The 26,095-nt window shown below is 45.9% G+C and carries 17 protein-coding genes; 6 read left to right on the plus strand and 11 right to left on the minus strand.

The window, feature by feature from the left end; translation table 11 throughout:
* Positions 1 to 76 precede the first annotated feature (76 nt).
* Positions 77 to 1,804, plus strand: a complete 1,728-nt coding sequence (locus IE103_RS10920; protein ID WP_189346135.1) for a cation:proton antiporter domain-containing protein — start codon at positions 77 to 79, stop codon at positions 1,802 to 1,804.
* Positions 1,805 to 2,014: 210 nt separating this feature from the next.
* Here the strand turns inward: IE103_RS10920 and IE103_RS10925 are convergent, their stop codons facing one another.
* The 7 genes from IE103_RS10925 to queA form a co-directional block, all read right to left on the minus strand.
* The gene (locus IE103_RS10925) at positions 2,015 to 5,101 is read right to left on the minus strand and encodes an efflux RND transporter permease subunit (RefSeq protein WP_189346136.1); all 3,087 of its coding nucleotides are present in this window, start codon (positions 5,099 to 5,101) and stop codon (positions 2,015 to 2,017) included.
* A complete protein-coding gene (locus tag IE103_RS10930; protein ID WP_189346137.1) occupies positions 5,098 to 6,384 on the minus strand; it encodes an efflux RND transporter periplasmic adaptor subunit in 1,287 nt (428 codons plus the stop codon). The genes IE103_RS10925 and IE103_RS10930 overlap by 4 nt, the downstream gene beginning before the upstream one ends.
* A gap of 273 nt (positions 6,385 to 6,657) precedes the next feature.
* Positions 6,658 to 7,635: a protein translocase subunit SecF gene (secF, locus tag IE103_RS10935; protein WP_189346138.1), complete on the minus strand. Its 978-nt coding sequence runs from the start codon at positions 7,633 to 7,635 to the stop codon at positions 6,658 to 6,660.
* A 65-nt stretch (positions 7,636 to 7,700) separates the two neighbouring features.
* Entirely contained in the window at positions 7,701 to 9,569 is a 1,869-nt protein-coding gene (gene secD, locus IE103_RS10940; protein ID WP_189346139.1) for a protein translocase subunit SecD, read from the minus strand.
* 104 nt (positions 9,570 to 9,673) lie between these two features.
* On the minus strand, positions 9,674 to 9,994 hold the full coding sequence (yajC, locus tag IE103_RS10945) for a preprotein translocase subunit YajC (protein WP_189346360.1): 321 nt from the start codon (positions 9,992 to 9,994) through the stop codon (positions 9,674 to 9,676).
* Positions 9,995 to 10,286: 292 nt separating this feature from the next.
* Positions 10,287 to 11,420 (minus strand): tRNA guanosine(34) transglycosylase Tgt, encoded by a 1,134-nt coding sequence (gene tgt, locus IE103_RS10950; RefSeq protein ID WP_189346140.1) that lies wholly within the window; start codon positions 11,418 to 11,420, stop codon positions 10,287 to 10,289.
* A gap of 221 nt (positions 11,421 to 11,641) precedes the next feature.
* Positions 11,642 to 12,685, minus strand: a complete 1,044-nt coding sequence (gene queA / locus IE103_RS10955; RefSeq protein WP_189346141.1) for a tRNA preQ1(34) S-adenosylmethionine ribosyltransferase-isomerase QueA — start codon at positions 12,683 to 12,685, stop codon at positions 11,642 to 11,644.
* Positions 12,686 to 13,065: 380 nt separating this feature from the next.
* On the opposite strand from queA, the gene recG reads away from it, so the two are divergent.
* The 4 genes from recG to IE103_RS10975 all read left to right on the plus strand — a co-directional run bounded on the left by recG (position 13,066) and on the right by IE103_RS10975 (position 18,243).
* Positions 13,066 to 15,144 (plus strand): ATP-dependent DNA helicase RecG, encoded by a 2,079-nt coding sequence (recG, locus tag IE103_RS10960; protein WP_189346142.1) that lies wholly within the window; start codon positions 13,066 to 13,068, stop codon positions 15,142 to 15,144.
* Positions 15,145 to 15,368: 224 nt separating this feature from the next.
* Positions 15,369 to 16,280: an SDR family NAD(P)-dependent oxidoreductase gene (locus IE103_RS10965; RefSeq protein WP_189346143.1), complete on the plus strand. Its 912-nt coding sequence runs from the start codon at positions 15,369 to 15,371 to the stop codon at positions 16,278 to 16,280.
* A 193-nt stretch (positions 16,281 to 16,473) separates the two neighbouring features.
* The gene (locus tag IE103_RS10970; RefSeq protein ID WP_189346144.1) at positions 16,474 to 17,610 is read left to right on the plus strand and encodes a site-2 protease family protein; all 1,137 of its coding nucleotides are present in this window, start codon (positions 16,474 to 16,476) and stop codon (positions 17,608 to 17,610) included.
* 96 nt (positions 17,611 to 17,706) lie between these two features.
* Positions 17,707 to 18,243 (plus strand): DUF6265 family protein, encoded by a 537-nt coding sequence (locus IE103_RS10975; protein WP_189346145.1) that lies wholly within the window; start codon positions 17,707 to 17,709, stop codon positions 18,241 to 18,243.
* A gap of 118 nt (positions 18,244 to 18,361) precedes the next feature.
* On the opposite strand, the gene IE103_RS10980 is transcribed toward IE103_RS10975, so the two are convergent.
* Complete coding sequence (locus tag IE103_RS10980) at positions 18,362 to 20,875, minus strand: TonB-dependent receptor plug domain-containing protein (RefSeq protein WP_189346146.1); 2,514 nt, start codon at positions 20,873 to 20,875, stop codon at positions 18,362 to 18,364.
* Positions 20,876 to 21,151: 276 nt separating this feature from the next.
* Between IE103_RS10980 and IE103_RS10985 the strand changes: the two genes are divergently transcribed.
* Positions 21,152 to 21,757 (plus strand): DUF938 domain-containing protein, encoded by a 606-nt coding sequence (locus tag IE103_RS10985; RefSeq protein WP_189346147.1) that lies wholly within the window; start codon positions 21,152 to 21,154, stop codon positions 21,755 to 21,757.
* Positions 21,758 to 21,861: 104 nt separating this feature from the next.
* Here the strand turns inward: IE103_RS10985 and IE103_RS18600 are convergent, their stop codons facing one another.
* The 3 genes from IE103_RS18600 to IE103_RS11000 form a co-directional block, all read right to left on the minus strand.
* Complete coding sequence (locus IE103_RS18600; protein WP_189346148.1) at positions 21,862 to 23,460, minus strand: methyl-accepting chemotaxis protein; 1,599 nt, start codon at positions 23,458 to 23,460, stop codon at positions 21,862 to 21,864.
* A 205-nt stretch (positions 23,461 to 23,665) separates the two neighbouring features.
* Positions 23,666 to 25,177 carry a sensor histidine kinase gene (locus IE103_RS10995; RefSeq protein WP_189346149.1) on the minus strand — a complete coding sequence of 504 codons (1,512 nt, stop codon included), beginning with the start codon at positions 25,175 to 25,177 and terminating at the stop codon, positions 23,666 to 23,668.
* Positions 25,178 to 26,092, minus strand: coding sequence for a substrate-binding periplasmic protein (locus IE103_RS11000; RefSeq protein ID WP_189346150.1), 915 nt, complete (start codon positions 26,090 to 26,092; stop codon positions 25,178 to 25,180).
* Positions 26,093 to 26,095: the final 3 nt, after the last annotated feature.

Genomic DNA, 26,095 nt, shown 5'->3' on the forward strand with positions numbered 1-26,095 from the left:
CCAGAAATAAATCGAATTAAATCATGATGTTAAAATGCATTTCCAATGCTAAGCATCAATTTCAGGAGAGTCCATTTTGACACATAACATTTCCTTAATTACCACCTTAGCAGCAGGCTTTGGCTTTGCGCTGATCTTTGGCTTCATCGCCGAAAAGATTAAGTTGCCCGCCTTAGTCGGCTATCTCGTTGCTGGGATTTTGATAGGCCCAGCCACACCAGGCTTTGTTGCTGACGCCAATATCGCTTCGCAACTCTCCGAGATTGGTGTCATGTTATTGATGTTTGGTGTCGGCCTCCATTTTTCTTTAAAAGATTTATTAGCTGTCAAACGCATCGCCCTTCCTGGTGCGGTATTACAGATGGGCATGGCCACTGGCCTAGGCATGTTGATGGCATGGTGGTTAGGCTGGAGTTTTGGCAGCGGTTTGGTGTTTGGCTTGTCTCTTTCTTGTGCCAGTACTGTGGTACTGCTAAAGGCTTTAGAGGCACGTGGCATTTTAGACTCGATGAATGGTCGCATCGCAGTAGGTTGGTTGGTGGTCGAAGATCTGGCGACAGTGCTCTTTTTGGTTTTATTGCCAGCGCTGGCTGGTGTGTTGGGTGGCACGGTCAGCAGCGCAACACCAGAAACACCGCTATGGATGGCTTTAGGAAAAACCTTATTGCAGGTGGTCGCTTTCATCGTCTTGATGTTGGTTGTTGGTCGCCGTGTATTACCTTGGTTGTTATGGCAAGTGTCACGTACAGGATCGCGTGAGTTATTTACTTTATCGGTGATTGCTTGCGCGATCGGCATCGCGTTTGGCGCGTCTGCCTTGTTCAGTGTGTCGTTTGCACTCGGTGCTTTTTTCGCTGGTACTGTGATGCGCGAGTCAGAATTTAGCCATCGTGCTGCCGAAGAATCACTGCCATTACGCGACGCATTTTCAGTCTTGTTCTTTGTCTCAGTCGGCATGTTGTTTGATCCTGTGATTGTGATCGAACAACCGTTGCGTGTATTAGGCGTGGTGGCCATTATTATCTTTGGTAAATCCTTAGCGGCAGTTGCCTTGGTCATTGCCTTCCGCTATCCACTCAATACCGCACTAACAGTGGCCGCGAGCTTGGCTCAAATTGGTGAGTTCTCGTTTATTCTCGCTGGTCTTGGTGTTAGCCTCGGTTTAATGCCAGCTGAAGGCATGAGTTTAATTTTGGCGAGTGCATTAATCTCCATCGCGCTCAACCCAGTTCTGTTTGCGGCAGTTGAGCCGATACGTCGATGGGCGCTGGCCAACTCACAATTAGCGCGTAATCTAGAGCAAAGGCAAGATCCTTACGCCGAGTTACCGCAATCGACAGATAATAAATATTTACAAGGACAAATCGTATTGGTTGGCTATGGTCGAATAGGTAGCAGAATCGGTGCCGCATTAAGCGCACAGCATATTCCGTTTGTAGTGGCTGAACAAAATCGCGAACTGGTTGAAAAAATTCGCGGTCAAGGCATCGTTGCGGTTTCCGGTAATGCGGCTGATGCCGTGGTCTTGGTTCAAGCTCACATACATGATGCCGCGATGCTAGTGATCGCGACACCAGATACCTTGAATGCGCGTCAAATGATTCACACTGCTCGCACGCTCAATCCCAACATAGAAATTGTCATGTGCGCGGATAGTGCCGACGAAATGCAATTGCTGAAGGAAGAAACCCAAGCGAACTCAGACATTGTGTTCTTGGGCGAAGAAGAGCTAGCAAAAGGTATGACGAATCATGTGCTAACACGCTTTTTGGCAGATACAGCCAAGGATCACAAAACCCACTAAATGCTAGCGATCTTCTGATGACGATCACTGCAATGACAAAACCCGCGATTCATCAATTTGTACAAATGATGAATCGCGGGTTTTGTTTTTTAACCGCTTACTTTTACTTCAGCTTTAATCTAACTCTCGATTTAGCTTTCACTCTTGCTGGTAGATGGTTAACACAAATCAAAACACAACGCGGTTTGTATTGACTCAATCATGCAAACACTAAATCGTATTTCCAACAATCGGTCCTTTGCCACTGTACTTATCTAGAGCAAGATAGAGCACAGGTGTAATGAATAGCGTGATCGCTTGCGAGAAAATCAAACCACCGACCACCGCCAAACCTAAAGGCTGACGTAACTCGGCGCCCGCACCTAATCCTAAAGCAATCGGCAAAGCACCAACTAGCGCGGCCAAAGTCGTCATCATGATAGGACGGAAACGCTCAATACAGGCTTCACGGATCGCTTCGGTTGGATTCATACCGCGATTGCGTTGTGCGTCGAGCGCGAAGTCAATCATCATAATCGCGTTCTTCTTGACGATACCAATCAATAACAAGATACCGATGGTTGCAATCAAGGTCAGGTCTTTACCAAACATTTCTAACATCAGCAAAGCACCAACCGCAGCCGATGGCAAACCAGCCAAAATCGTAATCGGATGAATGAAGCTCTCGTACAAAACACCAAGCAAAACATAGATCACCAACAAAGCAGAAATAATCAAAATCATTTGCCCAGCTTGTGAATCTTTAAACACCGCCGCATCACCACCATACGAAGTAATAATTGATGAAGGTAATTTGATTTCATCTTTAAACTTGTCGATCTTATTAGTCGCATCACCTAAAGGCATATCCGGCGCAAGATTGAATGACACCGTCACTGCTTGTAACTGACCAACGTGGTTAATCGCCGTTGGACCAACCGTACGCGTGACCGTCGCAAAACTCGACATTGGCACTAAATTGCCGGTGTTACTACGCACATAAATACTGCCGATTGCCGACTCGTCTTTACGATTTTCTGGCGCTACTTCGAGTACCACTGCGTAACTATCCACACTGGTAAATAAAGTCGCAATTTGTCGCTCACCAAATGCACTATACAAAGCAGCACGAATTGCATCGATACCCACGCCTAAAGAATTGGCGCGATCACGGTCTATCGAAATAGAAGCTTGCAAACCTTTCAGTTGTGAATCGGTCGTAACGTCTTTAAAGCCAGGATCAGCACGCATCTTGTCTTGCATCTTGAAAGCCCAGCTACTGAGTTCACTTGCATCCACACTTTGCATGATGAATTGGTATTGACTCTTACTTGGACGACCACCTAACTGTAAGTTTTGGGTTGGTCGCAAGAACACGGTAATTCCTGGTACGGCTTTCAATTTATTACGTAAACCTTCGACCACTTCTTTCATCGGCTTACGCTCACCACGCGGTTTCAGATTAATAAAACCACGTCCAGTATTTTGCGAACCGCCACCGCCATGAAACGAAGAAACCGTCAATACATTGGGATCTTCACGCAAAATCTTAGCGACCTTTTCTTGCAAGATCACCATCGCTGGAAACGATGTATCTTCAGCTGCTTCGGTAGAAACATTAATCTGTCCGATATCTTCTTCAGGGAAGAAACCCTTTGGAATGGTATGGAACAAATAAGCAGTTGCGATAAACGTCAACAGTGCAACGAATAACACAAACTTACGATGCGCAAGCGCCATATCCAAACCGCGCGTGTATGCATGCAAAGAAGCGGTAAAGCCGCGCTCGAAACTATGTGTCAATGCACCCATCCACTTGGATGGCGCTGCGTGATCACGCTCTGCCTTCAAGAAACGGCTTGCTAACATCGGTACCAGAGTCAATGAAACAAAGGCTGACACGATGATCGCCAAACTAACCACGACCGCAAATTCATGAAACAGCTGACCAATCACGCCGGGCATGAAGAAAATCGGGATAAACACCGCGATCAATGAAGTTGAGATAGAAATAATCGTGAACCCAACCTCGCGTGAACCTTTCAATGCCGCTTCAAACGGTGACTCACCCATCTCCACGTGTCGAATAATATTTTCCAACATCACAATCGCATCATCGACGACCAAGCCCACCGCCAAGGTAATCCCCAGTAGCGAAATATTGTCTAGGGTATAGTCAAACGCCCAAAGCAAAAAGACTGCGCCAACCAAAGATACGGGTAACGACAATGCTGGAATGATGGTCGCAACCATATGACGCAAGAATAAGAAAATCACCACAATCACTAGGAAAATCGTTAGTAGCAAAGTCAAATTCACATCATGTAAAGCATCACGCACCGAGACCGAACGATCATTCGCTAGTGTGATATTCACCGACGCTGGTAATTGTGCTTTAAAGCCTGGAATCGCCGCTTTAATCGCGTCTACCACTTTCACCGTATTGGCGTCGGTCTGACGTTGAATCGCCAACATAATCGCTGGCTCACCGTTGAAATTACCAACCGACTTCACGGTTTCATAACTATCTTCAACGCTCGCAACATCACGCAAACGAACAACTTGCCCACCCTTATTGCTGACAATAATATTGGCAAACTCGGCGGCGTTTTGTAATTGCTTATTCGCGACGATGGTTAAGGTTTGTTTGTCACCATCCAAAGTCCCAACAGGGGCAATCGAATTGGCAGCTCGGATACTAGTCGTAATTTCATCGAAACCGATATTGCGTGTTGCCAATGCACCTGGGTCAACTCTAATACGCACCGCATAGCGACGAATACCAAAAATATTGACCTGCGCAACGCCGGCTAAAGTCGACAAATTAGGCGAAATCAAATGTTCAGCATAATTGGTTAATTCCGACAAACTCAACGATGGAGAAGTCAATGCCAGCACCAACACTGCGGAATCGGCGGGATTCACTTTGCGATACGATGGCAACGAAGTCATTTCTATAGGCAAAGAACGCTGCGCGCGCAACAAAGCTGCCTGTACGTCAACCGCTGCATCATCAACATTGCGACTAGGATCAAATTCCAAGGTCAAAGAAGTGGAACCTAGCGTACTGCTAGAACTAATGGTGGCAAGACCCGGAATAGTAGAAAATTGTTTTTCTAACGGCAACGCAACTGAGGTAGCCATCGTCTCTGGACTTGCACCAGGCAAACCAGCACCAACGCTAATCACTGGCGTGTTATAACTAGGCAGAGCAGCAATCGGTATCATGCGATACGCCAAAATACCTGCGATAACCACCGAGATATTCAGCAATATCGTCATCACCGGACGACGAATAAATAACTCCGATAAGTTCATGATGCACTCGCTGCGGAAGCTGCCGCTGAAGCTGGACTTGGAGCAGTTGCCCCTGCAGAAGCAGGAGGATTCGAAGCAGATTTTTTCGCTTCGGATTTATCCGATTTATCTGCATCACCACTAGCGCCATTACCACCAATCGCATCAGCACGATCCTTAATCGGCACACCTGGACGTAAGTTTTGCTTACCTTCAAGCACTACCTTCATGCCTTCTTCCAAGCCGGTCACGATGGCGTCATTGCCATAGCTATACTGCACTTTCACTTGTTTCTGTGCTGCCTTGCCATCTTTATCTGCAATAAAAACCGTCACCGCATTCACACCGATCACCAAAGCATCGCGTGGTACAACGATCACATCTTTGAGCGTTAACACACTCAAATCAATATTCGCGTAAGCACCTGGCCACAGCTTCATTTCTTTGTTATCGAACACCGCCTTCACTTTCACAGTGCCAGAGACTGGATCGACCACATTATCAATAAACTGCAACTTGCCTTTAAAGCTTAAGTTGCTATCTGGCAGACTCGCCATCGCAACACTGTCACCACGCTTCAAGCTATCCAAGGCATCTGACAGATTGCGTTGCGGTAGTGGCAAGGTAATAGCGACTGGGTCCATTTGCGTGATAGTGACCAAGGCCGCGCCTGAAGTACTTGGTTGCACCAAAGATCCTGGGAACACGTTGATTAAACCAGTACGTCCGCTTACTGGTGCAACAATGCGGCTATAGCCCAAACTAACTTTGACGGCAGCGACTGCGGCTTTGGCGGCATCAACCACCGCTTGTTGGGCGTTGACGCTAGTTTGCGCCGCATCGACCACACTTTGTGACTGAAATTTCTGCGCGAATAATTCTTTACTACGTGCCAGTTGTCGTTGGTTCTCCGACAAACTTGCAAGTTCTTTATCTAACTGCGCCTGTGCTTTTGTCAAATTAACCGTATCAGTGCGGTTATCCAGGGTGAATAAAATATCACCAGCGCGCACGAATTGCCCTTCTTTGATGTGGACCTTCTCTATCACGCTAGAAATCTGCGGGCGCACATCAACAATGTTCAAAGAAGAAACGACACCATTGGCTTTTAATTTCACTTCATAGTCGCGTTTCTGCGCTAACACGGTGTTCACAATCACCGGACGATTTTTATCTGCCTTGCCGCCTATCGTCTGTCCGGCCACAATTTCTGTGCTTTCAGAACCATTCTTCTTCCACATCCAATAGCCACCAGCGGCGACAGCTACGGACAAAGCGAGTACCGAGATTTTTGCGTTTTTCATGTTGATTTGATTTTCAGATCGAAGCACCTTAGACAATTGATACGGAGAAAGTTCTGTAACGCATCGTAAATTGGGTGCAAATTATTTCGGTTCAGACAACACACTAACTCAAGACAAACTAAGAAAGTTTTCTGCAAACGAAATACGGAGATTGTTTGATGTACAGAATCTTAACAAAGAAAAAGCCAGCACTTAGGCTGGCTTTGTTCTTTTATACGTTTTGTTACCAAAACGACGCGATCAATTTAAAGATCTACATGCTAAATAGGCAATTTACACAACTGCGCCATCGGTCTCGTCTTTTTCTTTCACTGGCTTGATCAAGTCTTCACGTTTAACACCTAACCACATCGCGATTGCCGCAGCAACGAAAACTGATGAGTAAATACCAAAGCAAATACCAATCGTCAGCGCTTTTGCGAAGCCAGCCAAAGTTGGACCACCAAACAAGAGCATAGACAACACCATCATCTGTGTAGAACCGTGCGTGATGATAGTACGAGAAATCGTGCTGGTAATCGCGTTATCAATCACTTCGGTTACCGTTGCTTTACGCATCTTCAAGAAGTTTTCACGAATACGATCGAAAATAACTACGGATTCATTGACGGAATAACCCAATACCGCCAACACCGCTGCCAATACAGCAAGATCGAACTCCCACTGGAAGAAAGCGAAGAAACCAAGAATAATCACCACGTCATGCAAGTTCGCGATAATCGCTGACACCGAGTATTTCCACTCAAAGCGAATCGCCAAATACGCCATCACGCCGACGATCACAAACAGTAATGCCATCACGCCATCATGAGCCAATTCATCACCAACTTGCGCGCCAACCAAAGCGGTTCTTTGCAGCTTGACATCTGGATGATCAACTTTCAGTGCATTTAAGACGCGCTCGTTTTGCGCGGTAATCATTGCATTCAGTTCTTTTTCGGTCGGCTTGGCTGCGCCTTCGGCAACTTTTGGTAATGGCATACGTATCACCACATCTTGTGCCTTACCAAAAGTTTGCACTACAACTTCACTCAAACCAAGTGCTTTAATCGTCTCACTAATTTTTGTCGTATCAGCAGCTTGACTATAGCTCACCTCCATTGAGGTACCGCCGGTGAACTCAACGGATAAATGCAAACCACGGGTCAGCAAGAAAAATACTGCGGCAACAAAAGTAACTGCTGAGATGACATTAAAAATCAGCGCATGGCGCATGAAAGGTATGTCGCGTTTAATACGGAATAATTCCATGATAAATTCCTAAATCTTTTTCTTAATTGACTAAGTACTGTGTATGCAATTTTTTCAAATTGAAATTACTCAGTAGGCTTCCAAATTTGACCAATTGAAATCGAAGTCAATTTCTTCTTACGGCCATACCAAAGATTCACTACACCGCGCATCACAAATACCGCGGAGAAAATCGAAGTCAAAATACCCAGGCAATGCACAATCGCAAACGCTTTAATAGGGCCTGAACCAAACAACAACAAAGCCAATCCTGCGATAAATGTAGTTACGTTCGAATCAAGAATCGTTGCCCAAGCACGATCAAAACCTTGCAAGATCGCATGCTGTGGTGAATTACCCGCACGTAGTTCTTCTCGAATCCGCTCATTAATCAAGACGTTGGCGTCAATCGCCATACCGAGTGCTAATGCAATCGCCGCCATACCTGGTAAAGTCAAGGTCGCTTGCATCACCGACAAAATACCAACTAATAATAATAAATTGACCGCTAACGCAAACACGCTGAAGAAACCAAAGATCATGTAGTACACAATCATAAACACGGCGATCGCGGCAAAACCGTACATCGTCGAATGAATACCTTTAGTGATATTTTCCGCACCTAATTGCGCACCAATCGTACGTTCTTCAATTACTTCCATCGGTGCTGCCAATGCACCAGAGCGCAATAACAAAGCTAGTTCGTTTGCTTCATTGGTTGAGCGCATACCAGTAGTCTGAAACTTATTGCTGAATACACCTTGAATCGTTGCAACTTGCAAAAGCTCGCCTTTACCTTTTTCAAATAAAACAAAGGCCATGCGTTTACCAACATTCTGACGAGTAGTCTCACCCATACGTCGACCACCCTCACTGTTTAGGTCGATACTCACTGCTGGTTGCTGATTCTGATCAAAACTCGCTTGGGCGCCAGTGATCGCATCACCTGTAACAATTGGTTCTTTATACAAAATCGCTGGACCACCACGGCCGACTTTAAACATTTCGGAACCAAATGGCACTGCTGTATTTTCGTCAACAGGGCCAATTACACTCTCATCAACCAAACGAACTTCCAACGTGGCAGTACGACCAATAATCGCTTTTGCACGGGCAACATCCTGCACACCAGGCAACTGCACCACAATACGATCTGCACCTTGCTGCTGAATGATCGGTTCTGCCACACCAATTTCATTTACACGTTTCGACAAGGCAGCGATATTCTGCTTTACACCTTCGTTCATCAAAGTGGTTAATGCTTGTGGCTTGATTGTCACCTTAAACGCGATATCACTATTTTCAGCCGTCGCAACGGTATCAAGCAAATCTACATCATTCATTTGACGCGTAATGATGTCGCGTGCTTTGGCACGGGTTTCTGCATCACGGAACTTTACCGTCACCGACGAGGCATCGCGCGAAATTCCCGCATGACGAATTTCTTTATCTTTCAACGTGCTACGCAAACTAGACTGCAAACTATTCAAGCGATTATTCAATACGGCTGAAGTATCGACTTTCATCAAGAAATGCACGCCACCGCGCAAGTCCAAACCTAAGTACATAGGGAAAGCGTGTAACTTCTGCATCCATTCTGGCGTATTTGGTAACAGATTCAAGGCGACGGTATACACAGGATCACTAGGATCTACATTCAAACCTTTTTCCAATGCAGCTTTCGCTTTGAACTGCGCGTCTGTTGTCGCAAAACGTGCACGAATCGAACCTTGAATTCCGTTGTAATCAAAAGAAAAGCCAGTCGATTTAATGCCTGCATCTTTAAGCACTTGCTCAACTCGCGCAATCATGGCCTCGTCCACTTTGACTGTGGCTTTTGCACTATTAATTTGCACAGCGACTGAATCACCGAAGAAATTCGGTGCAGCATACAAAGCACCAAAGACCAGCGAAATCAAGATGATGATGTACTTCCAGAGAGGATAACGATTCATAGCGGATTCGAGAAAAAGAACTACACAAACTACGTAAAACTCAGAAACTAAAATAAATCAGGGGCAAAGCGATGCGTTTTGCCCCTGTTGCGAAGATCGCTGATTTATTTCAGCGTGCCTTTTGGTAACAATGTCGTCACTGCGCTTTTTTGAACTTGCATTTCAACGCCATTACTAATTTCTACGGAAACAAATGCATCCGCAACTTTCGTTACTTTGCCAGCGATACCACCAGCTGTAATCACTTCATCACCTTTCGCCAAAGCATCCAACATAGCTTTTTGTTCTTTTTGACGCTTCATTTGTGGGCGAATCATGACAAAGTACAACACCACGAACATCAAAATGATAGGCAAAAAGCTCATCAAAGAAGATTCTGGCGCTGCACCAGCAGCTTGAGCGTAAGCATTAGAAATAAACACGATAAAACTCCATTGAATAAATTTTTTAAAACAAATCAGAGACTTGCACGCATCTTGGGGCAATGTTGAAGATTTAAAGCCCTACAATATTTTTGCCAAAATGTTCAGCATTTTTCATGCCTAGCAACAAAGCGCAACATTCTAGCACTTGGTTCGCTAGATTCTGCCAATTCATTCCAGCAAAGCGAAAACTTGTTGTGCAAACGATTCTTGAAGGCAAATTGATCACAACTTGTCTCAAGAATCCGATGTTGGCTGATATTTTCAGTATGAACTTACAAAGTTTTTGGCCTAACTACACCCCACGCGCCCGATCCGCTTTAAATTGCGCCACGAACTCAGGGAAGCGATCTTCATCCAAAGACAAGCGAATCTGACGCATCAGCTCTAGGTAATAATGCAAATTGTGGATAGTATTTAAACGTGCGCCGAGGATTTCTCCGGTGCGGTGCAAGTGGTGTAGATATGCGCGGGAGAAGTTTTTGCAGGCGTAGCAGGTGCAAGTTTCGTCTAATGGCGCTTTGTCTTCTTTGTAACGTGCGTTCTTGATTTTGACATCACCAAAGCGGGTAAAGATCCAGCCGTTTCGCGCATTGCGAGTTGGCATCACGCAATCGAACATATCGATACCGTTCGCCACACCCGCAACTAAGTCTTCTGGTGTGCCGACACCCATTAAATAGTGTGGTTTGTTTTCTGGTAATTTAGGGCCGACGTGCGAGAGGATGCGCAGCATATCTTCTTTTGGTTCACCGACGGACAAGCCGCCGATCGCCATACCGTCAAAACCCATTTCATTCAAAGCCGCCAGAGACTCGTCGCGCAAGTTTTCGAACATGCCGCCTTGCACGATACCGAATAAGGCATTCGGATTTTCACCGCCTTTAAATTCATTCATCGAACGTTGCGCCCAGCGCAAAGACATACGCATGGATTTGCCCGCTTCTTCACTCGTCGCTGGACGACCATCGATTTCATATGGTGTGCATTCATCGAATTGCATCACGATGTCGGAATTCAAGGCACGTTGAATTTGCATAGAAATTTCCGGTGACAAGAACAAACGTTCGCCACTAATCGGGGAAGCGAACTTCACGCCTTCTTCGGTAATCTTACGCATCGCACCGAGTGAGAATACTTGAAAGCCACCGGAGTCAGTCAAGATAGGCTTATCCCAACCCATGAAATCATGCAGGCCGCCAAATTTATTCACAACGTCTAAGCCTGGACGCAACCACAAATGGAAGGTATTCCCCAAGATGATGTGGGCGTCGATTTCTTTGAGTTCTAGCGGCGACATCGCCTTCACCGAACCGTAAGTTCCCACCGGCATAAAAATCGGCGTTTCGATCACGCCATGATTCACGGTAACGCGACCGCGACGCGCAGCGGTGGTTTTGTCTTTTTTGATTAATTGAAATTCGAGCATAGGGTTTACCGACCTAGATAAAAAGTTGGGACTAAAAAATTAAAAGCTTAACCGCAGAGGGGCAGAGATCGCAGAGTTTCTTAATTATTTTCTCTCCTCCGCTTTGTTACACCGTGCACACCTAGAAATTCAAGGTCAGGGATGCAGTACAAGGCACCAAGCACAGCAATACGTCGGTATTGCGTGCATTAGCAACGCAGTGATGCGCCCTGAGATTAGATTTATTGGTGTGCACCTGAGCGATTGGTTAATAACATCGCATCACCATAACTAAAGAAACGATACTTCTGCGCGATGGCATGCGCGTAGGCTTCGCGTATCGCATCGTAGCCTGCAAATGCTGAGACTAGCATCATTAATGTTGATTTTGGTAAATGGAAATTCGTAATCAAACGATCTACTGTTTTGAAGACATATCCTGGCGTAATGAAGAGACGCGTGTCACCACTACCCTCTACCAATTCACCAGTTTGTGAAGCCGATTCTATCGCTCGCATACTCGTAGTACCAACGCAGATCACGTTCTTACCCGCTGCTTTGGTCGCACGCACTGCCGCGACTGTCTCTTCTGGTACCGTGTACCACTCGCTATGCATGTCATGTTTGCTCAAGTCTTCGGTGCGCACAGGTTGGAAAGTGCCTGCGCCTACATGCAAGGTGACAAAAGCGAGTTGTATGCCTTTGGCTTTACATTTTTCCAAAAGTGCTTCGTCAAAATGCAAGCCGGCAGTCGGTGCAGCGACCGCGCCTGGTACTCGTGAATACACGGTTTGATAACGATGTTCATCAAAATCATCGGCTTCGTGATTGATATACGGCGGCAATGGCAGGCGACCATATTTCTCGATGAGCTCAAACACATCACCTGGAAAATGCAGCGTAAAAAATTCACCAGCGCGTTCACCAACCGTGACATCAAACGCATCCGCCAAGCGTATCTTGCTGCCAGCCAGTGGAGATTTTGAGGCACGTAATTGGACGTGCACAATGTGTTCGTCTGCATTGTTCTTGATCACGCGTTCAACCAACATCTCCACTTTGCCACCGGTTTCTTTCGCACCAAAAAAACGTGCTTTCAAGACGCGAGTATCGTTGAATACCAATAAATCGCCTGCATTGAGTTGCTCCACGATGTCGGCAAATTGACGATCAACGATGCCTGTGTCACTCACGTGCAACAGGCGCGAGGCGGTACGATCCGGCAAAGCTGTTTGCGCGATCAACTCGGGTGGAAGTTCAAAATCAAAATCACTGAGTGAGTACATAATTACACCAAAATAAAAACTACTTATTGTTCGCAATGTTTGCTGCATGAGTTCATCTACAGCGCGCCTACACTTCGACCAAATACAAATTGTCGACAATCATCCAATCGTCATTCAAACGCCCTTCTCCCGCAAGCGGGAGAAGGGGCGGGGATGAGGGTGATTGAGTACGCGTCGCGCCAAATTGGAAGAATGCTCTCTCAGCATTTCTACATTATGTGTAACTAGACGCCATGCAGTTTCTGAATCACCCTCACCCTAGCCCTCTTCCGCTTGCGGGAGAGGGAACGTCATCTGCCCTACGAAAAAGCTCCACCACTGTACAAAAAACCAGTAGAATCAACACCATTTCGTTTCAGACCAACCCGCCATTTTACCCTATGTCAGCAAGCACACCTATTCAGCCTGCCAGCAAAAAAAAAACTGCACCTGCCAAACCTGTGCGCTTGGAAGAGAAATTTGCCAAGCTAGGTCTGCGTTCTGACATGGATTTTGTCTTGCACTTACCCATGCGTTACGAAGATGAGACGGAAATTGTCTCCATGCGCGATGCTGGTTTTCGCGGTGGTAGTTCGGTGCAAGTCGAGGGTGAGGTGACGGAATGTGATATTCAATATCGCCCACGCCGCCAATTAGTCGTCACGATTAGCGACAATACTGGGCAAGTGGTTTTACGCTTTTTGAACTTCTACGGTAGTCAAATAAAGCAGATGGCAGTCGGCATGCGGGTACGGGCGCGAGGCGAATTACGACATGGCTTCTTTGGTGCCGAAATGGTGCATCCGACGTATAAGATGGTGAATGAAGGTGCTGCGCTCCCCACTGCGCTGACACCTGTTTATCACGCGGGCGATGGTGTTTCGCAAACCATGCTGCGCAAAGCCATCACCAGCGCGCTCAACAAAGTGCAATGGTACGACACGCTCTCCCCTACTTTACTGCAACAACTCGGTTTGCAAGACTTTAAATCCGCAGTGAAGTTACTGCACAACCCACCACCCGATGTCGATCAATATGCGCTACTGGAACACGAGCATCCGGCTTGGGAGCGCATGAAATTTGACGAGCTGTTAGCACAACAACTCTCTCTCAAACGCGCACAAGCCTCGCGCAGATCGCAAGGCGCGACAGCATTGCCCATCGTCGGCGCGTTAACACAGGCTTTTTTAGCGACCTTACCTTTCAAACTTACCGGCGCGCAAGAACGCGTACTGGAAGAAATTCGCGCTGATCTAAAACAAGCTTTTCCTATGCAACGCTTATTGCAAGGTGATGTAGGTAGCGGCAAAACCATCGTCGCCGCACTCGCTGCGACGCAAGCAATCGACAGCGGTTATCAAGCTGCTTTAATGGCACCGACCGAGATCTTGGCGGAACAACATTTTCGTAAAGTAGCGGGTTGGTTAGAACCCTTAGGGATCAAAACCGCATGGTTGACAGGTAGTTTAAAAAAGAAAGAAAAAGAGCAAGCAAACGCCCTGATCGCCTCTGGCGAAGCGCAATTGGTGATCGGCACCCATGCGCTGATTCAAGACACCGTGCAATTTGCCAAACTCGGTTTAGTCATCGTCGATGAGCAACATCGCTTCGGCGTAACGCAAAGGCTGACGCTACGGAATAAAGCTGAAGCAGGTAAGACGCCGCATCAATTGATGATGTCAGCCACGCCAATTCCGCGCACGCTGGCAATGACCTACTACGCCGATCTAGAAGTGTCGGTGATTGATGAATTACCACCGGGACGCACGCCTATCGTCACGCGCGTGGTCGATCAAAATCGTCGTGAGGAAGTGATAGAACGCGTTCATGCCGCCGTGCAAGAAGGCAAGCAAGTGTATTGGGTTTGTCCGCTGATAGAAGAATCCGAAGCGCTACAACTGCAAACGGCGACAGATACCCATGCGATGCTGAGCGCTGCCTTACCCGACTGCCGTGTCGGTTTAGTGCACGGCAAACTCAAGCCTGCGGAAAAGCAAATCGTGATGGATGCCTTCACCCGTAATGAAGTGCAAGTGCTGGTCGCGACCACCGTGATCGAAGTCGGCGTCGATGTGCCAAATGCGAGTTTGATGGTGATCGAGCATGCGGAGCGTTTCGGGCTATCCCAATTACATCAATTACGCGGACGAGTGGGTCGTGGCGCAGCTGCCAGTGTTTGTCTTTTGCTATACCAGGGCCCCCTTGGTCACACTGCCAAACAAAGATTACTGACCATGCGCGAAAGTACGGATGGCTTTGAAATTGCGCGTAAGGATTTAGAATTGCGCGGCCCGGGCGAATTTCTCGGTGCGCGACAATCGGGCGAAGCATTACTGCGTTTTGCGAATTTAGAAAAAGACCAATATCTCGTCGAAAAAGCCCGCAACCTCGCGGTGCAACTGCTGGCCAATGATATGCCGACTGTCGAGGCACATTTGCAGCGCTGGATGGGGCATCGAGAAGAGTTTTTGCGGGTTTAAGGATTGATGCATGTCAGCTAGACGAATTCTTCGAGAAATTTGCGACCTCTTTCCTCTCAATTTCAGTTATCGTATCGCCTCCGTTGTCGGGGCAATCAAATAAGTGGTGACCAGTCACTATTTTGCTTTTGACCAATCCGTCCCGACAAAAAAGCTAGATACTGAAACTGCATTACAATCATTTGATCCAACATTAACAAACTCATCTTAAAACAGGAGTGCGCATGAGCTTAGATTTTTCTGGTCGCGTTGCGATAGTCACAGGCGCTGGTGGTGGCCTTGGTCGTGAACATGCTTTGGCATTGGCCAAACGCGGTGCGAAAGTCGTCGTGAATGATCTTGGTGGTGCGCGTGATGGATCTGGCGGCTCGGCAAGCGCGGCGCAAGCGGTGGTCGATGAAATTATCGCAGCTGGCGGTGAAGCGATTGCCAACAGCGCATCTGTCACTGACTTCGCTGCAGTACTAGCGATGGTGCAAGAGACCATGGATAAATGGGGGCGCATCGACATCTTGATCAATAATGCCGGCATCTTGCGCGACAAATCCTTTGGGAAAATGGAACTCGATGATTTCCGTCTGGTGATCGAAGTCCATCTGATGGGCAGCGTGAATTGTTGTAAAGCGGTTTGGCCCATCATGACGGCGCAAAACTATGGTCGCATTATGATGACGACATCGTCTTCTGGTCTCTACGGCAATTTTGGACAATCGAATTACAGCGCGGCCAAATTGGGCTTGGTTGGTCTGATGCAAACTCTGTCTATCGAAGGTGCTAAACATGACATTCGCGTCAATGCCTTAGCACCAACCGCAGCGACCCGCATGACCAATGGCCTGTATCCAGAAGCTATGCTGAATGCGATTCAAGCTAGCGATGTGGTGCCAGCGATGTTGGTACTCGCAGCACAAGATGCACCTAATCGCACCATCTTGTGCGCGGGCGCAGGTAGTTTTGAGGCTGCGCATATCAGCTTAACCAAAGGCGTTTATTTGGGACGTGATGAGAATGTGGAGGAGGCTTTATTGGCACGCTTGTCAGAGGTAACCGACCCTGCAGGACAAAGTATTCCTGCCAACGGAATAGCCCAAGGGCATCAAGAAATCACTGCAGCAATGAGCGCGCAACAATTCTGAAATCCCTCGTTATCTTGAGTCGAGCAAAGATGAATAAAATCATCTTTGCTCGACTCAACGCAGCAAATCACAAGTCTCCCGCAACGAGCTAACGTCCGTTGACTTTCAACTTAAATGCCAAAGAAAATCCAGAAAGTATCAGCATTTTCTAATAGAATTCGCGTTTATTGATTGAATTTAAGATGGATGCAAATTGGAACTACTCAATATTGATTGTTTGGGCAAGGCACTCAGACTAGAAGGCTCCTTAGCTGGCTGGCAGCAATTATTCTGGGACAATAATTTGGTCTCGCAAAAAAATGCCAGCGCTGACAACGAAGGTTTATCGGCGCATGAATTTGAAATTCGCGTCACGCCGACAGCGGCGAATGCCGCCACAGAAAACACCGAGTCCGCACAAACCGCACTAGAACAGACTTTCCTGATTCGACTAGAAAGCAATCTGCATTGGCAACCTTTTTCGATCGACTATCGCCTGCTGATCAACAATGAGCTGATCACCGAAGGGAAAAGAACCACGCGCGATATTGAACGCCAAGTACCTGCTGTGCCAGTGAGCACGCCACAAAAAATGAGCTTGCTTGGAATACTTTCGCTCGGTTTCAAATTACTCAAAAGTGCAAAGATCATAAAGGTGTTATTGGCGGGAGCAAGTTTGGCCGCCTATTCTTGGCTATTTTCGTTTCAATTCGCGATCGCTTTAATCGCCTGTTTGATGGTGCATGAATATGGTCACATTCGTGCGATGAAATATTTTGGTATGAAAACCAAGGGTATTTATATCATTCCGTTTTTAGGAGGCTTGGCATTATCCGACGATAAAATTAATACGCGTTGGCAAGATGTGACGATCTCAATTATGGGACCCGTGTTCGGCTTGCTATTGTCATTGGTGCTGATGCTGGTGTATTGGATCACTGGGAATATTTTCTTTGCTGGCTTAGCCAATTTTAATGCGCTGATTAATCTAATTAATCTACTACCAATCTTGCCTCTAGACGGTGGGCATATTCTAAAAAGCATAGGCTTCTCGGTGAATGGTAAATTTGGTTTAGTGGCATTGGTGCTTGGCTCGATCATCGGTATTTTTGGTAGCTACACTTTAGGCTTAAGCTTCTTAGCATTCTTTATGTTGATAGGCACGATAGAAATTGCGATGGAGTGGAAATTACGCCATCAAAGCCACCTCTTACCTTTAGATCGTTATGGACAAATCTTTTCCAGCATTTGGTACTTCGTGACAGTTGCAGCACTAGTAGCAATCATGTGGTATTTCGCAAAAAGTGGCGATCAAATTTTATCCGCGCCTATGCATATTTTGCGCAGCTAGTTGCACGAATACACACGAAAAAATTGGCGCACCCGAAGCAAATAAAAAAGTGTGTCAGCGTTTTTTACTTGTATCAAACCCTGATGGAGATATCACATGAAAAAACACTGGCGCACTAGTATCCTCGCAATACACTTAAGCCTGTTGCCTATCTTCAGCATAGCTCAGCCAGCACCACAAGCAATCAACTCAGTTAGCGAAGCTCAATCTAGGGTAGAAATCCGAGACTTAACTTGGATGCTTGGTAGCTGGACTGCCGTCACAGAAAAACAAATTATCGATGAACATTGGGCATTACAAGGCCAATCATTGATGGGCATTTCCCGCACAATCGAGGCGGATAAAAGCAAAGCGGTGGAATTACTTTTTATTGAAAAACAAGACCAGGACTGGATAGTACGCTTACGTTTCTTCGGTCCAGCAATAGAGAAAGCCACACGCGGCAAGGATGAACCGTTACGATTAAAGGTGGTCCACGCCGACACCACAGAATTACGTTGTGAAGGTATTGGTGGCGAAATTGGTACGACACTCACCTACACAAAACTCACCACGAACAGTATGCGTGCAGAAATTCGTAAAGTACGCGAGGGAAAATTGGTTTGGTCTGAGACTTATCAATTTCAACGATAAAAACCAGCAACAAAAAATCATTACAAGTGCTTATAAAAAAACGCTTATCAATCTTCATCGATAAGCGTTTTTTATTGCTCCAGTTACTGAGCCTAACTAATGCACATTCAGTTAAAAGCTACAAGCTATAACTCAAACGCGCATACACAAAGCGCCCCGAGCGTCCAAATGGAGAGAAGTTAGAGAATGAAGTCGCACCCGCTGTATTCAAAGCTGGCATACGTGGATCGCTATAGGTATCAAATACATTATCTGCACCAAGCGCTAATTTCAAACGTTTAGTAAAGTTGTAGCGAAACTCCACATCAACCAATGTTTTTGCTGACAAGACTTGATCCAAGGCTGCTGTGGTGCCTGGATCTAACACTTCACCATAACGCGTTGCGCGGAAAGTCGCGGCATAGTCTGCCAACTTCCAATCGACGCTCGCATTGATTTTATTGCGCGGTTGTCCGCGCTCAAAGATCAAGACATTCACGCGATCAAACAAAACTGGAGAAGGCGACAATGCCGATAATTGTGCTGTCTTTGGCACTTTGGTTACTTCGGTTTTTGTAAAATTACCCGCCAGAGTAAAATCAAAACGGCCGGACGATTCGGTCATCATCGGCCAATTCGACACAATATCTAAACCCTGTGTTTTCGTATCCACACCATTGATAAAGAAGCGTCCACCACCAATGCCAATAAAGCCTTGTGCAGTCAAATAATTACGCACATTGGCAGCGGTTAAGTTCTCGGACAAAACGATGCGATTACTAATTTCAATGCGATAGGCATCAACCGTGACACCTAATTTTCCAAAACTAAATACGGCACCTAAAGATTGATTAAATGATTTCTCCGCATCCAATGGTTTGGCACCCAGTGCAATCGCCGCCGGATCGCTAGGCTTGAAGGTAGTGATTTCAAACGGTACGCCGTTAATAAAATTGGTTGCCGTCGAAGTGAAAAACTGTTGCTGTGGCGATGGCGCACGGAAGCCATTTTGTATCGAACCACGCAAGCCAAACTGTTTGCTAAAGTCGTAGCGAGTTGCAATCTTACCCGTCACATTATTTCCAAAATCAGAATAATGCTCTGCACGAATTGCAGCCGACGCTTGCCATTCTTTGTTTAAGTTGGTTTCGACATCAATATATGCACCAACCGCACTACGATTATTATCGGAAGCATTTGCTGGGGTGAAGCCAGGAAAAACCTGTGCTCCCGGAGCTGTTGGACTGCCATTAGCCAGCTTCTCGCCACCGAAACGATATGAATCTGGCTCACCGGCAAATAAGCTATAGCCTTCTCTACGCGCTTCAAATCCGGTCGCAAAACTGATAGGCGAAGAAAAATCTGGCAAGCTAAAACTTCTCACCGCTGACAAATTAAGCACTAACTGATCATAAGAAAAACCACCGGCCTCGAATTGCTTTTTACTAGTTGGACCAATTGATCGGTTGATCGTATCTTTGATCGTAAACTGCATCTTATTCTTGCCATAGCCTAATGACGCATCCATGTCCCATAGTCCTGCGGTCCAACTGATACCAGCAGTCGCACTGTAGTCATCAACTTGTGGTGCAATCTTGGGCAAAAATCCGTTGGGATAAACAGAAATGATATTTTGGTCTTGCAAAGCACGGCGAAAGAATCCCGCAGATAAAGCATCGCGTCTTTGATAACTTGACCATGCATACAGCTTGGCGCCACCTTCCAACATCTGTCCGGCGTTGACAAACACGGTCGATTGTTTCAACTCAGGTTCACCATACCAAGCATTAAATCGATTGGCGTCTTTTTCACGCGGATCAAATGCACCGTTCACCAACGGGTATTGTTGACGAAAATCCCAACCGCCACGGTCTGTATACTTTTGATCTTTTAATTCTGCAGCGACTGTCACGTAGCCAGTTTCGCCAAATGACAAGCCTTTCCAAATACTCATAGTCGCGGTATTGCCGTCATTGCGACTACGCGTCGTACCTGGAGCACTCCACGTGGCACCGGTTGGAGTGGTGCCAGGGATAAAATCGTATTCCGTAATTCGTTGCCCATAACTCGCTGTGACTTCACCACCGTCGCGATTCTCACGCAAACGCAAGTTAATAACACCGGATAACGCGTCGGATCCATATTGCGCCGATGCACCATCACGCAATACTTCGATGTTCTTCACGATCGCACTCGGAATCGTATTTAAATCCACAGCAGCAGTACCACGACCCACCGTACCATTTACATTGACTAAGGAAGATGCATGACGACGCTTTGAATTTACCAATACCAAGGTTTGATCCGGCCCCAATCCACGTAAAGTCGCCGGACGTATCGTATCAGTGCCATCAGTTAAACCTGGTCGAGGAAAATTAAGCGAAGGCAAGGCAACTGATAACGCTTGATTGATTTCACTCACACCTAAATTTTGCAGGGACTCGGCAGAGATCACATCGACTGGCGCAGAAGTATTGGTCGCAGAACGATTTTGCATACGCGTACCAGTCACAATCACCGATGTTGGCTTTTCATCCTGAACCTGCGCAGCTGTTGCTTGTGCATGCGCCGATGATGAATATCCAAACGCAGCTCCAAATAATGAAGTAATGGCAAGCGCGAGTATCGATTTTTTGGGTATAGTGTGCTGCATTGGAAACCTCCGAACGGAAAATAAACACAAAGTGCAAACGAAGAAATGAAGCGGCTAGCAAAACAAGCTCAATTCATCATGACACCAAGAAAAACCGAAGTCAATTTAAGTCCACCTAGATACAACATAATGCGTAACTGATTTTGCTATCCTGCCTAAAGTGGTTTGTCCACGCGGCTTTGCACGATTTTAGTGCGACTAAACTGGACTTGCTTATTAGATCAATTCAATTAAAAAAACGCATTTCAACATCACTGCACATTTCTCTACTCAGCTATGCAAGCCATTAAACTATTTTCTCCAGCTTGTGAAAGAAACCAAGAGCCTATTCTTTCACAGCTTAAAACTTATTTAGATCAAGCCAACAAAGTATTAGAAATTGGTAGCGGAACTGGTCAGCATGCGGTTTATTTTAGCCATCACTTACCACATCTAGTTTGGCAAACCAGCGATCGCGAAAAGAACCACGCTAGCATTCAAGCGTGGATAAATGACGCGGCTAATGACAGAGTTCTTACACCAATCTCGCTAGATGTTGGAAGCGAGAATTGGCCCGCGCAAATTGTCGATGCAGTGTTCACCGCGAATACCTGTCATATCATGCACTGGCACGAAGTGCAGTGTATGTTTGCAGGGGTGAGTAAGATTCTTACTGAAGGCGGACTCTTGATTATTTATGGCCCCTTCAATTACGCGGGTCAATTCACCAGTGACAGTAATCGCGAATTTGATGCTGCCTTAAAATTACAAGCAGCCCATCGCGGAATTAGAGACATCGCAGATATGCAAGAACTAGCAAAACAAACCCAATTCATCCTGCAACAAGATATCGAGATGCCAGCAAACAATCGCTTACTCGTTTTCAAAAAAATGCGCCCATAGTAAGGATTATGGGCGCGATTAAATATTAGTTAAGTAGCTATCCAGCAGCAATCAAATAAGCTGGTTCACTACCTATGTCCGACTCAAATTCTCAATAAGCCCGATCAGGCGCGCAAACGTAATTGACCGCCGAATTGGCTGGTATTTTGATATGTACTACTTGAGTTGACTTTAAATATGCTGACTAGATCTGCTAATTTGCTAGCTTGATTTTGTAGCGCTTCTGCCGCTGCCGCTGCCTCTTCAACGAGTGATGCATTTTGCTGCGTGACTGTATCCATCTGCATGACTGCCTGATTGACTTGATCGATACCGGTCGATTGCTCTGAACTGGCTGCGGTGATTTCAGCAACAATATCACTGACGCGCTTCACACTCTCGACCACCTCATTCATGGTATCGCCAGCCTGATGAACTAATGAAGAACCAGCCTCGACTTTTTCGACCGAATTATTAATTAGCTCTTTAATTTCTTTCGCCGCCGCAGCACTACGCTGCGCCAGACTACGCACTTCCGAAGCGACTACGGCAAAGCCTCGTCCCTGTTCACCAGCACGTGCAGCTTCTACCGCGGCATTCAATGCCAAAATATTGGTTTGGAAAGCGATGCCATCAATGACGCTAATAATATCGACAATTTTCTTGGACGATTCATTAATCGAACTCATTGTCGTCACCACCTGAGAAACAACCCGACCGCCACGCTCCGCGACTTCAGAAGCAGAGCCTGTCAATACATTTGCTTGCTTAGCGTTATCCGCATTTTGTTTCACTGTCGAGGTTATTTCTTCCATCGACGCTGCAGTTTCTTCCAATGAACTAGCTTGTTGCTCAGTACGCGAAGACAATTCCAGATTTCCCGCCGCTATTTCGCTTGAGGCTGAGGCGATAGTCTCGGTTCCAGCGCGCACCTGACTCACAATGACACTCAGGCTATCACTCATTTTTTTCAAAGCTTGTAATAAGCTACCCAACTCATCATTAGAGCTATCATCAATATTCCTAGTTAGATCTCCAGCAGCGACCGTCTCTGCCACCAACACGGCTTCACGAATCGGTCTAACAATGCTATTCATGAGCCAGATTCCCATACCAGTCGCAATAACAAGCGCAAGTACAAGACTGAATATCGTTACCAACTTGAAATTGGCGAATGCCTTCTGGGATTTCTCATACTCCGCTTTTGCAACTTCAGCCTGTAATTGAATCAGGTTATTCATGACTTCTCGTACAGGAAGAAATACCTCACCAAGCTTACCAGTGACAATTTGTTTCACTGTTTCGTTATCACCATTTTTTAGAGCCGCCACTGCAGGCTCCAAAACTTGTGTCAAAAACGCTTCTCGCTTACGTTCAAAATCTTGTGCCATCGCTTTTTCTTCTGGCGTCAGAAAGGTCGCCATATACTCGGCCCAAACTTTGTTGGCACGATTTCGATTGTCTTCCACCTCGGTTAAAGTAAGTTTAATTTGTTCTGGCGATTCAACCGCTGCGCGTGAAATGGCTATCTGATTACCTTGAATCAAACGAATTACACTGTCTAACTGACTTAATGCAATCAAACGATCATCGTAGATCGTTTTAATCGAGCTGTTGTTACGATTGAGCGCAACAAATCCCTCAAAACCAATCAGCAAAGCAACCAAACTTAGTATCACAAGACTAATGATTAGTTTTGCTTTAATCGTCAAATTCTGCAACATACATTCCTCCTGATTGGACAATTGTATCGAAGGTAAAACTGATGAACTTAATGTCCATCTTGTCCGAATTCAAATTTCAATCGCAAACAAAAATATTTCCATGTAGGAACATACTAATAGACAAAGTATCTCGCAGCTACACCGAAATCGTTAATTTTTGCAAATTCATTTATCAAACTAAATCCTAGTTTTCGCAGAAATAAAACTAAGCAGATCTCAAGGTAAACCAAAATACACTACCGCTAGGTGTAGCGGTGTCATACCCAACTTCACCACCAAGCTTATACACAATGCGCTGCACGATAGACAGGCCTAATCCATGTCCATCCGCTGAACTATGCCCAAATTGAACAAAGGTTTTAAATAATTGCTCTTGTTGCTCGATGCTCAACCCAGCACCAGAATCTTTCACCCAACACTTCACAAAACCATTTGCCAAATCTGTGACGCCAATTTCAATTTGTGGTCGAACGCCTCCATACTTAATTGCGTTGGAGAGATAATTTACCCAAACCTCTTCGGTCCACTGTTCGTTTGCCATCACACGTGGCCAATGACCAGAAAACCGGATTTGCGCGCCTTTTTCTATAGCAAGTGCAGACATGCGCTGACAGGCTTCGCGTGCGGTATGTTCTAAACTTATTTTCTCTAAAATCAGATTCTCATCTTTTCTAACTCTCGCCAACAGCAACAGCGAATCAATAATCGTGTGCATCTTGATGGAGGATTGCTGAATACTCATCAATAACATGCGATTCTTCTCAGCGGACAATTCCAGATTGTCAGCATTCAACAGATTGGACGCTCCCATCAAATTGGTGACAGGTTGTTTCAGATCATGCGCAACAGTATGTGCATAAGCATCAAGCTCACGATTTTGTAAAACTAATTCTTCGGATTTTCGTTCCAGTAATTTAGTTTTCAATTGCAAATCGGCAGTGCGCTCCGCTACTAGTTGCTCCAATTGTTCGCGGTAGAGTGCAAGTTCGGTATCTAAGATGTCACGCTTACGCATATCGTCATAGATTCTCGATCGCATAGAATTAATCGCATAGACAACCAAGTCGAGTTCATCACGTTCATCGCTTTTGGGTCGATCTAAAAATAATTCTTGTTCCAAATTATTTAATTCAAGTTGCTGCACATAACTTGCAGTTTTTTCTAAGTGTCGACCGATCCAGCGCCGAAAAACAAATAGAACAAACAAGGCGGACATCAACAAACTAACCGAAGTCGTAATCGCGATACTTTGCGCAGTTTCCCACATCCTTGCGTGAATATCCTTTGCCATTAATTCGACATGTAGAACCCCAATTTCATAAGCATCGTCTCCTTCACGATAGACGATTTTGAAATCTCGTTCCAAAAGAATTTGCAAATGCTCTGGATGTTGTCGTTCCCATGCATCATTCAGTTCGCCACGCAAACGCAGACGACCGACATCAGGAATTTTGGCAATACCGTCTAACAAGGTATCGATTCTCGGCATATCTACGGACCACAAGCCAGCCGCTAAACTGGGTAAATAACTATTTTCGATTTCTGTAAATCGTTGCTCCAAATTACCCAAGGCCGATTGATAGGCACGATAGATTTGCACTGCCGTGACAAGACTGGCGACAATCAGCGTGTACAGCAACACCGCCACCACAATTTTATGTCCTAGGTACTTGCGTTGGCGGTGGGATGTTGGATGAAGAGAGTCTGAATTTGCCATTTAAAATCCCAGCACCGGTGAGAACCACAGTTCAGTTTTTAGTAGCGGCGTTTGCTCTGACAATTGCGGATTTCTTATCGTGATCACTTCACGCTTATCCAACTGTGCTTGTTTAATCATGTTCCCAAAATGCCGTACAAATAACTGCCGCATACTTCCATCTTTCATGGCGATAGTCAGCCCTCGTTCAATCGCTTGTGCCAGAGCGTAATTGTCTTTTTTTACAAAAAAATACAATGGCGCTGGATAATAAATCACCCAGCGCGGGGCAATTGCAAATGCTTGCTTTTGATGTGCATCGACCTCCGCTTGAATTTCTGTCATCGATCTTGGGAAGTAACGAATGCGACCTCGCTCAAGCATCGCGAATAGGCCTTGATAACTTGAGCTCGATGTCACGTTAAATCCGTTTGCTTGCAAAATCGGAAAATCGGGCCAATCATGCCCTTGCCCAGAGCGTAAAGCTTTTAACTGATCAGCACTTTCTAATCGTGCAAAATAATCTGAATCGGATCTATTCACTAGAAGTAAGCGCCAGCCCAATAGGCCGCGATCAATTGGAATGCGGATCGGTAACAAATCGCGTTCACGCTCTGGAGAGGTGAAGGTCCAAACCACATCAAGCTCTTTCCCCATTTGAACATGGCGCAAAGTACGCCATTGCGGCATATCATGTTTGCTCGGCTTGGCTTCATATGCCACACCAGATTTGGATAATGCGAGCTTTAACAAAGAAATTGGATATTGACCACGCTCATCCTGCGCCATAGACGCCGCCCAAGCATAAGTCACTGACTGCGCTGGCTCAGATTTTGTAGCATGTACCGGAAACGTACAAACGACCAACAATCCAAAGCACGTAGCAAATTCGCGCCAACCGTGAATGCAAAAAGCAAATGTATTCCAATGATTCATATC

It is taken from the genome of Affinundibacterium macrobrachii (genome assembly GCF_014652415.1).
Classification (GTDB): Bacteria; Pseudomonadota; Gammaproteobacteria; order Burkholderiales; family Burkholderiaceae_D; genus Undibacterium; species Undibacterium macrobrachii.

Bases quoted from the DNA above. Each gene is read 5' to 3' on its own strand.
- IE103_RS10925 (WP_189346136.1), bottom strand. From the start codon at position 5,101: ATGAACTTATCGGAGTTATTTATTCGTCGTCCGGTGATGACGATATTG.
- IE103_RS10930 (WP_189346137.1), bottom strand. From the start codon at position 6,384: ATGAAAAACGCAAAAATCTCGGTACTCGCTTTGTCCGTAGCTGTCGCC.
- secF (WP_189346138.1), bottom strand. From the start codon at position 7,635: ATGGAATTATTCCGTATTAAACGCGACATACCTTTCATGCGCCATGCG.
- secD (WP_189346139.1), bottom strand. From the start codon at position 9,569: ATGAATCGTTATCCTCTCTGGAAGTACATCATCATCTTGATTTCGCTG.
- tgt (WP_189346140.1), bottom strand. From the start codon at position 11,420: ATGCTCGAATTTCAATTAATCAAAAAAGACAAAACCACCGCTGCGCGT.
- queA (WP_189346141.1), bottom strand. From the start codon at position 12,685: ATGTACTCACTCAGTGATTTTGATTTTGAACTTCCACCCGAGTTGATC.
- recG (WP_189346142.1), top strand. From the start codon at position 13,066: ATGTCAGCAAGCACACCTATTCAGCCTGCCAGCAAAAAAAAAACTGCA.
- IE103_RS10965 (WP_189346143.1), top strand. From the start codon at position 15,369: ATGAGCTTAGATTTTTCTGGTCGCGTTGCGATAGTCACAGGCGCTGGT.
- IE103_RS10975 (WP_189346145.1), top strand. From the start codon at position 17,707: ATGAAAAAACACTGGCGCACTAGTATCCTCGCAATACACTTAAGCCTG.
- IE103_RS10980 (WP_189346146.1), bottom strand. From the start codon at position 20,875: ATGCAGCACACTATACCCAAAAAATCGATACTCGCGCTTGCCATTACT.
- IE103_RS10985 (WP_189346147.1), top strand. From the start codon at position 21,152: ATGCAAGCCATTAAACTATTTTCTCCAGCTTGTGAAAGAAACCAAGAG.
- IE103_RS18600 (WP_189346148.1), bottom strand. From the start codon at position 23,460: ATGTTGCAGAATTTGACGATTAAAGCAAAACTAATCATTAGTCTTGTG.
- IE103_RS10995 (WP_189346149.1), bottom strand. From the start codon at position 25,177: ATGGCAAATTCAGACTCTCTTCATCCAACATCCCACCGCCAACGCAAG.
- IE103_RS11000 (WP_189346150.1), bottom strand. From the start codon at position 26,092: ATGAATCATTGGAATACATTTGCTTTTTGCATTCACGGTTGGCGCGAA.